We start from the raw sequence: 14,303 nt of genomic DNA on the forward strand, positions 1-14,303 counted from the left end.
CCTGTCCTGTCGCTATAACTTTCTTCTTTCAACAGTATCAACAAGGCATTTTTCTATGTCGACCAAAAAGTGCGTTTTGGCTTATTCGGGAGGTCTAGATACCTCGGTCATTCTGGGCTGGTTGCAGGACCAGGGATACGAGGTCCACGCGGTCTATGTCGATTTGGGCCAGCCCTGCGAAGATCGTGAAGCGATCATGAAAAAGGCCCGCGATGGTGGAGCCGCTTCGGCGCGGTTGATCGATGTCCGCGAGGAATTGTGCCGTGACTTTGCATTTCCCGTGCTGGCCTGGCAAGCCAAGTACGAACAGATCTATCTGCTGGGCACTTCGATCGCACGCCCCTTGATCAGCAAGGTCTGTTTGCAGGTCGCTCGCGAAGTCGGCGCGGTCGCCTACGCACACGGTGCCACCGGCAAAGGCAACGATCAGTGCCGATTCCAGTTGGCGGCCGAAGCACTCGATCCCAAAGTCGAAATCATCGCCCCGTGGCGAATCAAGGAGTTCCGCGAAGCATTCCCGGGGCGCACCGAGTTGATCGCCTATTGCAAAGAGAAAAACATTCCGGTCAAAGCGTCGACGGCTAAACCATACAGCAGCGACGAAAACGTGCTGCACATCAGTTACGAAGCCGGTGATCTGGAAGAATTGGACATCAATGGCGTCGAATTGGTCGATTTCGGCATGGGCGTCAGTCCCCAGGAAGCTCCCGATGAAAGTGAGTCCGTCACGATCGGGTTCGAATCGGGTGTCCCGACCACGCTGAACGGTCAATCGGTCAACGCGCTTGAGATGGTCGAGCGATTGAATGATATCGGTGGACGAAACGGTGTCGGTCGCATCGACATGGTCGAGAACCGTTTCGTGGGAATGAAAAGCCGCGGTGTGTATGAATCACCCGGGATGACTGTCTTGTACGACGCGTTGATGTACGTCGAGCAACTGACAATGGATCGCGACCTGATGCACCTGCGTGATCGGTTGGCACCGGAAGTCGCTGAAATGGTTTACTACGGGTTCTGGTACGTGCCCAAGTTTGATGCGTTGCTGTCGTTCATCAAAGAAGCTCAGCGCCCGGTGACTGGCGAAGTCACATTGAAACTGTACAAGGGCAACGTGACGGTTGATTCCCGCCACAGCCCCAACAGTTTGTACGACGCCGAAATCGCGACGATGGAAGGCGGCGGGTCATACAACCAAGATGACGCCGAAGGATTCTTGCGGATCCAAGGGTTGCCTAGTCGCGTGCAAGGCACCGTGACACCTCGCAAGTATTAAGGCTCAATCAAGCGTGTCATCGGCCAACGGCTCGTTGCCGTTGGGTGTGACCAACGCATTGAACGTCGTCGGTGGCAAATCGTTGCTCAAATAGTGACCGCGGCCGTCGACGGTCGCCATGGTGGCACCGTTTTTCAGGTGCCCGCCCGCTTCGATTCCGGCGGTGCCATTGATCACGCCGTTCATGCGCGAAAAATCCAAGTCGATCGGTTTGGCCCAGCCGCCGATTGTGTTGTTGATGGGCGGCATTCCCGCGATCACCAGAATCGTTTGTGAAGGGTTGTCGGAAATCGTATTGGGTGACAACGGGCCGGTCGGCGGAAACAGTGTCCCTGGGCCGGTGATCAAGTAGTAACCGGATTGCCCGCCCATCTGATTTACATCGGCCGGGTGCGCATACACATCGGGCATCATGTAGCTGGCCTGTAGATTCAGTTCGTGGTCCCATGGTTTGCTAAGATCGAACAGGTCGTAGGTTTCTTGTTGCCCCAGGTACGGCAGAATCAACACACGCCAGGAATGCAGCGCGCGGCCTTGGCTGTCGCGCAGTATTGCCGGTGGGTATTTGCCGTGGTCCGCCGCGTAGGCATTCAATGCGGCGGCAATCAGTTCTAGGTTTTTGATCGATGCGCTCTGCAATCGGGCTTCGGCCAGCCGAGCGACGCCGCTGCCGCCGAAGCGAATCACGGCAAACACGAGGCACAGCAAAAGGGTCAGGACGATTCCGGCGGCGATGAACACGCCGATCGATCGTTTGCCTTTGGTTGCAGTTGTGTTTGCCGCCGGGCGGGCGGCAAACTTTGGTAAATCAATCGGCGACCCACAGGAAAAACACTCGCCCGAAGTGCCGCTGTAGCGGTCTTCGACTCGGGTTTTCGCCTGGCAATGGGGACAGGTAAACAGATAAGGCATAAACGTGATGTGGTTTCGCGGAAATGTCGACGCTCAGTGCGCCGCCCACGGGGTCAATTCCCATTCTAGAGGACGATAACTTGAAGGTGGTGCTACAACGGGTCAGCGAGGCCTCAGTTTCGGTGGACGGCAATGTGGTCGGCAAAATTGACCATGGCTATTTGGCGCTGGTCGGCATCGGTCACGGTGACAACACGGACGTCGTGAATTGGGTGGCCGACAAGACCGCTGTGCTGCGGGTGTTCGAAGACGACGCCGGAAAAATGAATCGCTCGATCGTCGATCTCGGCGGCAGCGTGTTGGCGGTCAGCCAGTTCACGCTGTACGCGGATTGTCGCAAAGGTCGCCGACCTGCATTCACCGATGCGGCACTGCCGGAAATCGCTCAGCAACTTTACGGGCACTATGTCGACCGGCTGCGCGCGTTGGGAATCCATGTTGAAACCGGGATCTTCGCCGCCGACATGAAGGTCTCTTTGACCAATGATGGACCGGTGACCATGATCTTGCAGCGCGAGGTGACCGGGACCGATCGTTAAAACGGCCTATTTCCAAAGCGTGTTGCCGGCGTCGGCTTGCTGAGGTGTTTCAGGTGATTGCCACTGCGGTTTTGGCCATTGTGGTTTCGGCAGTTGTGGACCCGACCACAGCGACCGTGGTGGATCGATACCGCCCGGGTTCGAAACGGATTGGTCGCGCGTTCGCAGTCGCGCCGCGATCTCGTTGTCGCTGTACGCCGTGTAGGTCAATGCGAATAGCATTGCGTAGACGACCACATTGGCCATTGGGTTGGTGCCAAAAAATTTGAGCGCCGTGCCGAACGATTTCTTGGTGCGCAGCCCTACTCCGCCGACTTCAACCGCCCAGATTTCGTCCAAGATTAAATGGACCATGAATCCCACAACGACGGCGACTGACTTGAACGCCCGTTCGGCATTGCTTTGGCATGGCATCGCCAGATAGGCGATCAGTCCGGCCGACGCTGCCGCGGGAAGGCTGTGCCACATGCCACGGTGTACCGTGAACCGTTTGAAAAATTCGAATGCACCAAATCGAATCACGACATAGATCAACATCGCCGCCAATGCCATCGACTCGTGCGATAGGTCGTAGTCACGAAACCGGTTCAGCATCAAAATGGGGACGACGGCTGCGGCAAACAAGCTGATCTCACGCAGCGGGATCCCGCCGTCGCTGTCCAAGTCTGGCAGCATGCCGCTGACCGAGCACAAGCCACCGGCCAGCATGCCGTTTTCCAACGACATCGATTGAGACGTGACGCCCCAATATCCGTACGCGATCCCAACGACCGTGCTCGTGCTGATGTGCGTTTTAAAACCGGCCACGCTAGCAAATGTGTCCGTAAAAGTGAGGGCAGGGCAGGGGGCTTTGGAAACCGAGACATTGCTACATACCGAGTTCCCCTGCTCTCTGCCAAGACAGGATTCTGATTTGGGGGCGCAGCGCGGGCGGCGGACTTCCTATAAACCAGCTGGAATCCGTCGCCATCGCTGGAGGGCACGGGATTTTGCTTTCATTCATTCCACGCGGTAAGGATGCGGAATCGTGGAGACCTATGACATTGTGATGCTGGTCGTACTGGCGGCCGCAGGGTTGTTCGGGGCGTTCAAGGGATTTGCCTGGCAATTGGCCTCGATCGCTTCGATTGCGGTCAGCTACTTCGTTGCCTATCGGTTTCGCCAGCCGCTTAGTCAGTCGATCGTCGCCCAGCCGCCGTGGAATCAGTTTCTGGCCATGCTGATCCTGTTCGTCGGCACGTCGCTGATCATCTGGGTCGGATTCAACATGGTTCGCCGCACGATCGACCGGATGCGATTAAAGGAATTTGACCGTCAAATCGGAGCCCTGTTTGGGCTGCTCAAAGGATCGTTGTATTGCATCTTGATCACGCTGTTCGCTGTCACGCTGCTCGGCGACGCGGTGCGTGACAAAGTCGTCGACAGCAAGAGCGGCCGCTTCATCGCCCGCAACCTGGACCGCAGCCAGTCGGTGATCCCGCCCGAGATCCATCACTTTCTAAAGCCCTATTTGGATCGCTTTGAAACGGAGTTCAGTGGTGACGATACGTCGTCGCGACCGGCCGCAGCAGCGACCGGGATTGCCGGTTCACAATGGGAGAGTTCGCCAGCATCGCCACTGCAGTCGCCGGGCATCCCAGTGCCGGCGCGCACAGCAGGGTGGCGGCAGTAGCCGCATGGCTGTATTTGCTCAAACACGGGGAATTTTGCAGTCCCAATACAACATAAGAGTGATTATCGGACGTTGATGGGGCGGCTAAATCACCGCTTGATTCTCCCTTTTCGCCCACCAGGCCCCGATGTTTAACGTTCGGTCGGTCTGGTTGATGGGTTGTCGCAGCCAGTCGGTCGGCCAGGCTTTCCGGTGCCGCCCTGCTCCAGATTCCAGTCGCTCTCGCAGTCGCGCGCGTGGTGGTCTTTCGTCCGTCCCCAGCCGCCGCGTTTGGTTGTCGACAACCGATGAATTCCGCGCGGCGCTTGGTTGTCGACAACCAAGCAACCGCCGCCTGAACTTTTGAAGTTGCGCTTTTGCGTGAGGCACGGTTTTTTCATAACCCGATGCGTCACTTCAACGGCGCTGGTGTGGAGGATTTATCCGACTCGGGTGAGGGTTTTCTGCGAAGAATCAGGCCGGTCGGATAAATCCTCCACACCAACTAGCGACCGGCTAAAAGCGCAACTTCAAAACTGACGCGTCGGGTTGCGATAAAAGCGCAACTTCAAAAGTCTGAACCGCGGGTGCTACGAGGCGTCTTCGAGAAAGACTCCGATGCGACGGAATTTGTCGTAGCGTGAATCCAGCAGTTCGTCGGTGGTCTTGGTTTCCAGTTCGGTCAGCGTCCGTGACAGATAGGTCTTCAGCCGCGATGCCATTTGGTGATGGTCCCGATGGGCACCTCCGAGTGGTTCTTCCAAGACGTCATCGACGACGCCGAGCTGTTTCAGGTGTTTGCTGGTGAATTTCAGTGCAGCGGCGGCCTTGGGCGCGTGTTCGTGGCTTTTCCACAAAATACCCGCACAACCCTCCGGACTGATCACGCTGTAGTAGGCGTGTTGCATGACCGCGATTCGGTCACCGACACCGATTCCGAGTGCGCCACCCGATCCGCCTTCGCCGATCACGATACAAATGATTGGCGTTTTCAGCTGGCTCATCATGAACATGCTTTCGGCGATCACTTGAGCCTGGCCGCGCTCCTCGGCACCGATTCCGGGATAGGCACCGGGGGTGTCGATGAAGCAAATCAGCGGCAGCTTGTACTTTTCCGCCAGTCGCATTTTGACCATCGCTTTGCGATAGCCTTCGGGGTGGGCGCATCCGAAGTGACAGGCGGCGCGTTCTTTGAATGTGCGGCCTTTCTGATGCCCCAGCACCATCACTTTGAAGCGATCCAGTTTGGCAAATCCGGCCAGCATCGCGCGGTCGTCGCCAAAGTGTTTGTCGCCGTGCAGTTCGACGAAGTCATCGAACGCCAAGTTCAAATAGTCTTTGGTGTAAGGTCGGTTCTTGTGGCGCGCAATTTGAACGGTTTGCCAAGGGTCGAGCGACGAGTAGACATCGCGCAATTGTTTGGCGAGTTCGGTGCGCAGCGATCGCAATTCGTCTTCGGACGCATCGCTGCGTTCGGTTTGTCGTTGTAGCGCGCTGATGCGGCTTTCGAGTTCCGCAATTTCAATTTCGAAATCGAGTCCGGGTCCGGCCATCGATGGTTATTCCTCTGTCTCGTCTTCGAGGTCTTGTCGCGAAGGTTTTCGGATCATGTCATCCGCACCACGGATTCCGGGCATGTTGTCAAACACGCTGATCTCGGGTTTGCGTGGGCGTTTATTCCACAGTTCGATCGAACGAATCTCTTTCAAAAAATCCCACATGGACTGCGGTCGATCGGCCGGTCGTTTGGCCATCATCCGTTTGATCAGATCCGCAAACTCTTTGGTCACGTTGTTGTTGAACGCGATCGGGCTGGGGATGAATGCGGTCAGGTGCTTGTTCAGCAAGTCGTTCGGTGTGTCGCCGGTGTACGGCGGTTTGCCGGTGGCCAGTTCGAACAGCACACAACCGAAGGAGTAGATGTCGGTTCGTTCGTCACAGACTTTGCAACGAATCTGTTCCGGCGCCATGTAGCTGCGAGTGCCTTGGGCGAGACTTTGGCGGTGAAAGAGTTTGCCCAGCCCGGTCTTTTTCTTTTCCGAGATCGTAAAGTCAATCAGTTTGGTTTCACCATCGCGGCTGACCAAAAAGTTGTCTGGTTTGACATCCAAATGGATCCAGTTGCGGGTGTGCATGTAATACAACCCTTCGCCGGCCTGTTCGATGATCTTGGGCAGCATGAATGCCAGCGAATCGGGGCCGCGACGGAGCGCCTGTTTGATGTTCAATTCACTGAACAGTTGCAGCACCAAAAACGGTCGATCGTTGGCAACTTGGTAGTCCAGGATTTTGATGATCCGTGGGCTGTTTTGCAGATCCTGGCCCACGTTGAATTCGTGTTTCAGCAGCGCGATCTCGGCTTTGTCCTTGGCAATCGAGCTCTTCAAGATCTTCAACGCGTAGCGTTCTTGCTCGTTTTCCTCAATCGCTTCCCATACTTCGGCGGTCGATCCGGCCCTGATCAGGCGGGTCAGTCGGTAGGGTCCGTAAAAATCTCGGGTCTTGGTCATCAGTCACCGGTCGGACGAAATGGAAGCGGCGCAGAGAGCACGTGGTTGGTTGAACTCAGCTGTGTGGGGGGTGGTCAGTCGTTTTTAGCTAACCAGACGATCCGGCATGATAGTTGAATTTGCCCCCACCGGGAAAGGCATGAATAGAGGCGGGCTTTAGCGACTTGCGATTGTCTCGTAAATCTGCCGAATTCTGCGGGTCATCGTTTGGTGACGGAACTGGTCGGTGAATCGCAACCGCCCTTCTCCACCCAGCTTTGCTCGCAGTGGTTGGTTTTCGGCCACCCGAATCAACGCCTCGGCCAATCCCGAGCGGTCGCGCGGGGCAACCAGAAAACCCGTCTGATCATTGATCACGACCTCGCGAGCCCCGTCGACGTCGTAGCTGATCGCCGGTTTTCCCGCGATCAAGGCTTGTGGCAGGGCCCGAGCGAGCCCTTCGCGGAGCGAGGTGTGAACCAAAGCGTCCATCGCACCGATCAGTGCCGGGACCTCGGTGGGTGAAACCAAACCGGTGAAAACGAAATGGTCGGACAGCCCCAGCGACTCGATCCGCTGTTTCAATGGCTCGCGCAGGATGCCATCACCGACCAATAGAAAAAGGACCTGGGGACATTCGCGGACCACTTGCGCGGCCACGTCGATCAGATCGTCATGCCCTTTCAGATGGAATAGACGCGCAATCTTGCCAATCACGACGCGATCCGCAGCGATGTTGTACCTGGCCCGAATGCGTTCTCGGTGCTGATCAGCCGCTAGGAACGGTTCGACATCCATCCCGCTATATACGGTGGTGAATTTGTCTCGCGGTGCGACTCCGGCATCCACCATCAGGTCGGTCATCGCATCGGCGACCGAGATCATGTGGTGGCAGCGCTGGGCGGCATAGCGTTCGCAGCGACGAAACGTCTCGCGCGCCAGTGGCGATTGAAACGCGTGAAAGGGAGCGCCGTGGACCGAGTGCAATACCGCCGGTACGCCGAGCGACCAGGCGACCTTGCGGCCGATCAGGCCCGCTTTGGCGCTGTGGGTATGCACCACATCGGGGCGAAACTGCCGTAGCGTTCGGCGAATCGCTCGCGCGGCGTTCCAGTCGGTGGCCGGTTGGATGTTGCGGCGCAGGGATGGCAGCAGTTGAATGTTCAACTCCCCTGCCCTGCCCCGGTCATTTCTGCCCGGGTCGTTTGCCGCCGACGTCTCGAACCCAGATCGCTGTAATAGATCGCCTTCCGGTCCCAGCGCCGGTCCGGTGATCAACATCACGTCATCGCCGTAATGTTCGATCAGGTCCAAGCAATTCAGTAGCGTGTTTTCCTGCGCGCCGCCGATGATCATACGGGTGATGATATGGGCGATTCGCATGAGTCACTAAGCAGTGCCGAATTCGATACGACGAAGTCCCAGTTGCGTTTGCAACCGATTGACGATCGACGTGTGCATCTGGCTGACGCGTGATTCCGAAAGGTCCAGCGTGGCACCGATTTCCTTCATCGTCAATTCTTCGTAGTAATAAAGAATGATGATCAGGCGTTCGTTGCGATTGAGACCTTTGGTGACCAGACGCATCAGGTCATTCTTTTGCACTCGTCGTGTCGGGTCTTCGCCTTTCTTGTCTTCCAAGATGTCGATTTCACGAACGTCTTTGTAGCTGTCGGTTTCGTACCACTTTTTGTTCAGTGAGACGACGCCGACGGCATTGGCATCCGATTCCATCTTTTCGACTTCGGCGACCGACAGTTCCATGTGCTCGGACAGTTCGCGAACGGTTGCTGGTCGTCCGTGTTTTGTTTCGAGCTGCTTTTTCGCAACGGCCAACTTACTGGCTTTGCTGCGAACCAGTCGTGGAACCCAGTCCATGGTGCGAAGTTCGTCCAACATGGCGCCACGAATCCGAGGCACACAATAGGTTTCGAACTTGACTCCACGCTCCATGTCGTAGGCATCGATCGCGTCCATCAATCCGAAGATTCCGGCGCTGATCAAATCATCCAGTTCGACACCATCCGGCAAGCGTTGCCAAATTCGTTCGCCGTTATAGCGAACCAGTGGCATGTAACGCTCGACTAAGCGGTTACGCAGAGGTTCGTAATTGTCCGCATCCTTTTCGGTCAGTTTGAATTGCTTCCAAACCTCTAGGATTTCTTCGTCCGTTGAAACTGCGGCTGGCATCCAATCCTCCGTGAACTTCAAAATTCCATCGACAGCATCATGCCGTCGCGGCAATGTTAAATTGTAGGTGTCGTCGACGAACCGAATCACATCCTTGCGTTCGGTATTCGCCGACATCACACGAGGTCAACGGTTCCCGGCGAGTTGCTGATTGAACCGGCGGACTTCCATGTCCAGGTTTAATTGCAACGGATGCCGGGGTCGACCCAGTCGCCGAAGGTAGACTCTCCAAAAAAGATCTCAAGTCCTTTTAGGAGTACCCAGCCTTCGACTTATTCTCTATCGGTTGTTTGTCTGGTTGAGGTTGAGTTGTTTTATTGAATTAAGCGGCTTCGATTTGCGGCATCACGATCGGCGCGGGCAGCAATCGTGAAACCAACTGATCGGCGCTAGCGATCGTGATGTCTTCGGGCACATGTTGGCCGTTGGTCATATAACTGACCGGCACGCCCATGAAGTCGTGTGAGGACGTGAGCGCCGACAGCACACCGGCTGTGTAGGGCGCTTCATCAAGTTTGGTCAGGATCGCGGAGGTCGGGCGAGCAGCTGCGAATCCTTCGAGCGCTGACTGGATCACGGCCGCTGTGCTGGTTGCACTGATCACTAAATGTGTCTCATCGGGCTGGGCCGACCGCAACAGGTCCGCCAGGCCTTCGATTTTCATGTCGCCACGGGGGCTCCGCCCGGCTGTGTCGATCAAGATCAAATCCACGTCGCCCAATCGATCGATCGCGCCACGCATCTGGTCCGCCGATTCGACCACACTCATCGGCAGGTCCATGATCTGCGCGTATGCCTGGAGTTGTTGGACGGCAGCAATTCGGAAGGTGTCGATGGTCAACAGGCCGACACGCCGCTTGGATTGGATTCGAAATCCCGCGGCCAGTTTGGCGATCGTCGTGGTTTTGCCTACGCCCGTCGGGCCGATCAAGGCAACCACGCGGCGTTCGCCCGGGTTGATCTGGATTTGGCCGCTCAATCGAATCTCGCGAGCCACGCTGCGCTGGAGTTGATCGAACCAGGTTTGTTCTTGCCAGGGTTGTTCGAAACGATCACCCAAATTGGCGACGAATCCATTGGTCGAACGAATCCAGCGATCCGCCGCGGCGGGAACAACACCCAACGAGATCAGTCGTGTGCGATATTCGGCCTGCGGCGATGACGCGGCAGGATCTCTGTTCGTGCCGGCAGCAGCAGGGCGATTGTAACCGGAAATCGGGAGTGTGGACCGTGATTCAAGCGGCGCGGTGTCGACGCCAGGACTGCCGGATGCCTGCCGTGCGGGGGAGGCGTAGACGCCGGAGCCTTCATCGGGCTCGGTGATGTTGATGCGGCTGCTGTAAACCGTCGGTGAACTGCCATCATGGTCCGCGTCAGCACTCGCCGTGACTTCGACATAGCTGCGACCCAGCCAACCCATCCAGCCGTCGCGGCATTGGCGCGTGCGTAGCACAGATGCATTCGGACCGAGTTGTTCTCGAATTTCTTCGAGAGCAGCTTGAAGGTTGGCGGCTCGGAATATTTTGACTTGCATCAAATGGACTGTGGAAATGGTTCGTCAGAAAGCGTCAATGTCAGGCGGCTGTTGCTGCACGTTCGACGGCAGCGGTACGGTAGAGTTCCAATTGTGTGTCGGACGTGATTTCGTTGGTCGACAAAACGTTCGCCCAGATTCCGGCCTCGTCCATGATCTGTTTCACGCGACGCCGTGCTCCGGTACCCAGTTCAGGACCATCGCCGACCAAAATGACCGGCGGATAACCCTTGTCGGTTAAGTTCTTAACGGCTTGACGAATCGCGTCGCAAGTGACGTCTTGTGTTTTGTCAACTTCCGTCACAAATTGATTTTGATGGCGACCCGTTTTCCCGCGACCGCCCTGCCCTGCCCCGTTCAGATCGGTCCCCAGTGAACTCGCCCCATGTACCTCAAACGCATCTGCGGGCGTCGTTACCGGATTGCCTTGCAGCCCGGCCAGTGTGGCTTCGTCGATGTGCACGGCTCGCATCACGCGATGGCTATCACATAATCCGGCGCACAGGGTTCGTGCCAAACGTTGCCGGACGTGTTCAATTTGTCGTTCAGTGTCGTTGGTCTTTTCCGACGCATCACTGAGAGCTTCTAAAATGATTCCCAACTGCCGGATCGGAATGGCTTCGCGTAGCAAGCCTTGCAGCACTTTCTGAACATCCGACACGGACATTCGACCGCCACGTGGTGGTTGCGAATCGCTTTGCCGTGGCACCAGTTCGTCGACCATTGCCGGCGCGACTTGGCGAAGTTCATCTAATAAGTGTTTGGTTGCGTCGCGTGACAATAATTCGTCGGCGTGAGATCGAGCGATTTGCTCCAGATGATGCGCCAACACGCCCGGTGCGGTGCGTGTCTTGTATCCATAGATCATCGCTTGTTCACGATCGACCGGGTCGATCCAAATCGCCTCCCTTCGGCTGGCCGGATCGAGCACCTGTTCACCCACCGGTGTGCCCGTGGTTCGGGAATCGCCGCAGGCCAATAATTTGTCGATTCGCAGTTGACCACGAGCCACAAAGTCTCCGAACAAGCGGATTTCATATTCCTGTTGACCGAGCGTGGCGTCATCACGAACCCGGACTTTGGGAAGCACGATCCCAATTTCCGCAGCCATCTGGTTTCGTAGACTGGCGATCCGCTGCATCAAATCACCGCCGCGGCTGGGATCGGCCAGCGGCAACAAGCCAAGCCCGATCGCGACCTCGAGCGGGTCGACGGTCAAGAAGTCTTCGACACGTTTTTGTGTGGTGGCATGCGCAGCCGCCTCCGATTCTTTGACCCGAGCTTCCTCGGCTGCATTCTCACGATTCTTGTCGTTGCGCATTAGTGTCGTTGCGATCAAGAAACAGCCACCGCCCAACAAAAGCAGCGGGATCAGTGGCAGCCCCGTGATCATTAGCACCAGCAAGAATCCGCCGGCGATGAACAACGCTTTCGAATTGCCCAACAGTTGTGTGACAAAGTCCTCGGGCAAATTTGATTTTCGTGTGCCCCGGGTGACTAGGATTCCGGCGGATAGCGAAATCAACAACGACGGAATCTGGCTGACCAATCCGTCGCCAATGGTCAGTTTGGTGAAAACCGATGCAGCATCTGCGATGCCCATCCCTGAAACCACAACGCCCAAATACAGGCCGCCGACGATATTGATCGCAGTGATCACCAACCCGGCGATGGCATCCCCGCGGACGAATTTTCCGGCTCCGTCCATGGCCGAGTAAAAATCTGCTTCCGCGCTCAGGGCGTCGCGTTTGGCTGATGCGGTCTGGTTGTCGATGTTGCCGGCGTTTAGATCGGCGTCGATCGCCGACTGACGCCCAGGCATGCCGTCCAAGGCGAATCGCGCGGCGACTTCACTGATGCGGGTGGCCCCCTTGGTGATCACCACGAATTGCACCACGATCAGAATCAGGAACAGGATCAATCCGACTTCGACCTGATTGCCAGCCACAAATTGGCCAAAGGTTTGCACCACGCTGCCGGCTGCCTGTTCACCCAGCGTCGGAGCACCGGTCAAAATCAATCGCGTGGTGGCGATATTCAACACCAGTCGCGTCAGTGTGGTTGCTAGCAACAGCGTTGGAAAGACACTGAACTCCAACGGTGTGGCGATGTGGATGGTGGTCAGCAAGATCACCACTGCGAGGGCGAGATTGCCGGCCAGCAACAGATCCATGATCACCGGCGGCAGCGGCATCAGAATAACGACCAAACTGGCCATCACACCGACTGGCAAGAGCCACGCACGGAATCGTTGAATCGGGGGCACTTCCTGGCCTTTTTACGCAAATGGGGAGGTCATCCATTCTCTCTCGGGCAGCGACAGTAGCGAAATACCACTGGCGCGGTCCAGATGATTCTCTGCCGATGCAAATGCCAGCAAATCACGACCTGGAATGGTGGGTGCACCAAATCACGACTGAGGCTGACACAGGCACGGCCGTGGCCGTCAGGCCACGGAAACGAGCGAATCAGCTTCTTCAGGCGACCACGCGTCCCAATCTGCCCCAAGCCGGAGGCTGACACAGCCACTGCCGTGGCCGTCAGGCCACGGAAACGAGCCCAGCTTTCCAAAAGCCCAGCGGGCGACACAGACTGTTGATGGAGAGTGGAGACTGAAGCAGTTGACGAAAATGAGACGAATCCAAAACGGCACTGTTGCAATCGTGAGCTGGTCGCCCCTGTGACCGAATATAATTGACCGCCCCACAAAACCCCCGTACTTTGGGTGGTCCCCATTAATAGCAGTCCGACTGCCGATAACTACCCAAAGTACGCCGCAGTCGGACCGCCCATACAATATCGTTATGCAGCAAAGCAGATATCCCAATTAATGCCCGGTAACGCAATGATTGACCCCGATCCGTATGTCGCTCCGGCCAATCGGCAGCCGATCGCGCCCGCCCGAGGCTTTCACGCTTTGACCAAGCGGTTCATCATTCATTTTGGATTCGCTGCAATTTGCGGAGGTACGTTTTCGCTCTTAACTTTGTTGTTCCCCGCTATAAAGAGTACATCTGAATTTAATCTCGCACTCGCTGGCTTGCTGGTGGGATCGTTCGCTGCTGGACGCTATTCTTTGACGACTCCTCAACTGCTGGTGGCTACGGCTGGTATCACTTGGGGTTTTATGAGTTCCTTTGCGACTGCCATTTTAGTTCAAGATAAAACAGCGACCGTAATATGGTCGAGGTTTATTCCGGCACTGCTGATCGCTCCTGTGATAATTTTTTGCGGCGCGTGGACAGTGATGCGTGTAGAAACACGTCGGTCATGAGCTGCATAAAACCAATAAGAATTTGACATCGCGTGAAAGCACGGCGGTGTTGGCATTGGTTCTCTATCGATCCTGAAGAGGGGCTGGCTATTTGAGCGGACGAGCCGATGCTCAAATTCTCTGTTCAAGAAGGCCGGAGTCGGCGACGCCCCATTGGGATTTGCACCCGATGCTGTAGTGCGGAGGGCGACCTTTTGTGCCGCGTGTGACTGGATCTGCAGGAACTCGCTTGAGTGAACCCAGGCATGTGGGAAGGGTTGGTGGCGTTTCGAAGCGAGGTGACTGACCCTTGGAAGTCCGTTTCTGGCTGATCGACCGGTGTCGGCGCAGACCGGTTGCGTGATGCCGACGGGCGGCAGTTTCGCAGGCTCGGTGGATTGGGGGTAACCCGGTCATGGTGACGGTGGACCTCGTGTGGCCAGTCGAATGTGCCAGATC

Annotated in this window: 12 protein-coding genes; 4 read left to right on the top strand and 8 right to left on the bottom strand. The window is 56.6% G+C overall.

Features of this window, described 5'->3' with window-relative positions; all coding sequences use genetic code 11:
- Positions 1–55 precede the first annotated feature (55 nt).
- On the top strand, positions 56–1,276 hold the full coding sequence (locus tag NHH03_RS18810; protein ID WP_253158538.1) for an argininosuccinate synthase: 1,221 nt from the start codon (positions 56–58) through the stop codon (positions 1,274–1,276).
- Between the two features lie 3 nt (positions 1,277–1,279).
- Here NHH03_RS18810 and NHH03_RS18815 read toward each other — a convergent pair whose 3' ends face one another.
- Complete coding sequence (locus tag NHH03_RS18815; protein WP_253158539.1) at positions 1,280–2,188, bottom strand: DUF1559 family PulG-like putative transporter; 909 nt, start codon at positions 2,186–2,188, stop codon at positions 1,280–1,282.
- Positions 2,189–2,211: 23 nt separating this feature from the next.
- On the opposite strand from NHH03_RS18815, the gene dtd reads away from it, so the two are divergent.
- Positions 2,212–2,727, top strand: coding sequence for a D-aminoacyl-tRNA deacylase (dtd, locus tag NHH03_RS18820; protein WP_315861470.1), 516 nt, complete (start codon positions 2,212–2,214; stop codon positions 2,725–2,727).
- Between the two features lie 6 nt (positions 2,728–2,733).
- Here dtd and NHH03_RS18825 read toward each other — a convergent pair whose 3' ends face one another.
- Positions 2,734–3,534 (bottom strand): metal-dependent hydrolase, encoded by an 801-nt coding sequence (locus NHH03_RS18825; RefSeq protein WP_253158540.1) that lies wholly within the window; start codon positions 3,532–3,534, stop codon positions 2,734–2,736.
- 220 nt (positions 3,535–3,754) lie between these two features.
- Between NHH03_RS18825 and NHH03_RS18830 the strand changes: the two genes are divergently transcribed.
- Complete coding sequence (locus NHH03_RS18830; protein ID WP_253158541.1) at positions 3,755–4,399, top strand: CvpA family protein; 645 nt, start codon at positions 3,755–3,757, stop codon at positions 4,397–4,399.
- Positions 4,400–4,968: 569 nt separating this feature from the next.
- Here the strand turns inward: NHH03_RS18830 and NHH03_RS18835 are convergent.
- The 6 genes from NHH03_RS18835 to NHH03_RS18860 all read right to left on the bottom strand — a co-directional run bounded on the left by NHH03_RS18835 (position 4,969) and on the right by NHH03_RS18860 (position 12,857).
- Positions 4,969–5,931, bottom strand: a complete 963-nt coding sequence (locus tag NHH03_RS18835) for an acetyl-CoA carboxylase carboxyltransferase subunit alpha (protein ID WP_253158542.1) — start codon at positions 5,929–5,931, stop codon at positions 4,969–4,971.
- 6 nt (positions 5,932–5,937) lie between these two features.
- A complete protein-coding gene (locus NHH03_RS18840; RefSeq protein WP_253158543.1) occupies positions 5,938–6,888 on the bottom strand; it encodes a serine/threonine protein kinase in 951 nt (316 codons plus the stop codon).
- A 156-nt stretch (positions 6,889–7,044) separates the two neighbouring features.
- On the bottom strand, positions 7,045–8,250 hold the full coding sequence (locus NHH03_RS18845) for a glycosyltransferase family 4 protein (RefSeq protein ID WP_253158544.1): 1,206 nt from the start codon (positions 8,248–8,250) through the stop codon (positions 7,045–7,047).
- 6 nt (positions 8,251–8,256) lie between these two features.
- Positions 8,257–9,057, bottom strand: a complete 801-nt coding sequence (locus tag NHH03_RS18850) for a FliA/WhiG family RNA polymerase sigma factor (protein ID WP_390895593.1) — start codon at positions 9,055–9,057, stop codon at positions 8,257–8,259.
- 322 nt (positions 9,058–9,379) lie between these two features.
- The gene (gene flhF, locus NHH03_RS18855) at positions 9,380–10,591 is read right to left on the bottom strand and encodes a flagellar biosynthesis protein FlhF (protein WP_253158546.1); all 1,212 of its coding nucleotides are present in this window, start codon (positions 10,589–10,591) and stop codon (positions 9,380–9,382) included.
- A 40-nt stretch (positions 10,592–10,631) separates the two neighbouring features.
- Complete coding sequence (locus NHH03_RS18860) at positions 10,632–12,857, bottom strand: flagellar biosynthesis protein FlhA (RefSeq protein ID WP_253158547.1); 2,226 nt, start codon at positions 12,855–12,857, stop codon at positions 10,632–10,634.
- A 579-nt stretch (positions 12,858–13,436) separates the two neighbouring features.
- Between NHH03_RS18860 and NHH03_RS18865 the strand changes: the two genes are divergently transcribed.
- Positions 13,437–13,865, top strand: a complete 429-nt coding sequence (locus tag NHH03_RS18865; RefSeq protein ID WP_253158548.1) for a hypothetical protein — start codon at positions 13,437–13,439, stop codon at positions 13,863–13,865.
- The last annotated feature ends 438 nt before the right edge of the window (positions 13,866–14,303 follow it).

The organism is Stieleria tagensis (assembly GCF_024129865.1).
In the GTDB taxonomy this organism is placed as follows: domain Bacteria; phylum Planctomycetota; class Planctomycetia; order Pirellulales; family Pirellulaceae; genus Stieleria; species Stieleria tagensis.

Coding starts and splice junctions, on each gene's coding strand:
- flhF (WP_253158546.1), bottom strand. CDS start 10,591: ATGCAAGTCAAAATATTCCGAGCCGCCAACCTTCAAGCTGCTCTCGAA.
- dtd (WP_315861470.1), top strand. CDS start 2,212: ATGTCGACGCTCAGTGCGCCGCCCACGGGGTCAATTCCCATTCTAGAG.
- NHH03_RS18810 (WP_253158538.1), top strand. CDS start 56: ATGTCGACCAAAAAGTGCGTTTTGGCTTATTCGGGAGGTCTAGATACC.
- NHH03_RS18865 (WP_253158548.1), top strand. CDS start 13,437: ATGATTGACCCCGATCCGTATGTCGCTCCGGCCAATCGGCAGCCGATC.
- NHH03_RS18850 (WP_390895593.1), bottom strand. CDS start 9,057: ATGCCAGCCGCAGTTTCAACGGACGAAGAAATCCTAGAGGTTTGGAAG.
- NHH03_RS18835 (WP_253158542.1), bottom strand. CDS start 5,931: ATGGCCGGACCCGGACTCGATTTCGAAATTGAAATTGCGGAACTCGAA.
- NHH03_RS18840 (WP_253158543.1), bottom strand. CDS start 6,888: ATGACCAAGACCCGAGATTTTTACGGACCCTACCGACTGACCCGCCTG.
- NHH03_RS18845 (WP_253158544.1), bottom strand. CDS start 8,250: ATGCGAATCGCCCATATCATCACCCGTATGATCATCGGCGGCGCGCAG.
- NHH03_RS18815 (WP_253158539.1), bottom strand. CDS start 2,188: ATGCCTTATCTGTTTACCTGTCCCCATTGCCAGGCGAAAACCCGAGTC.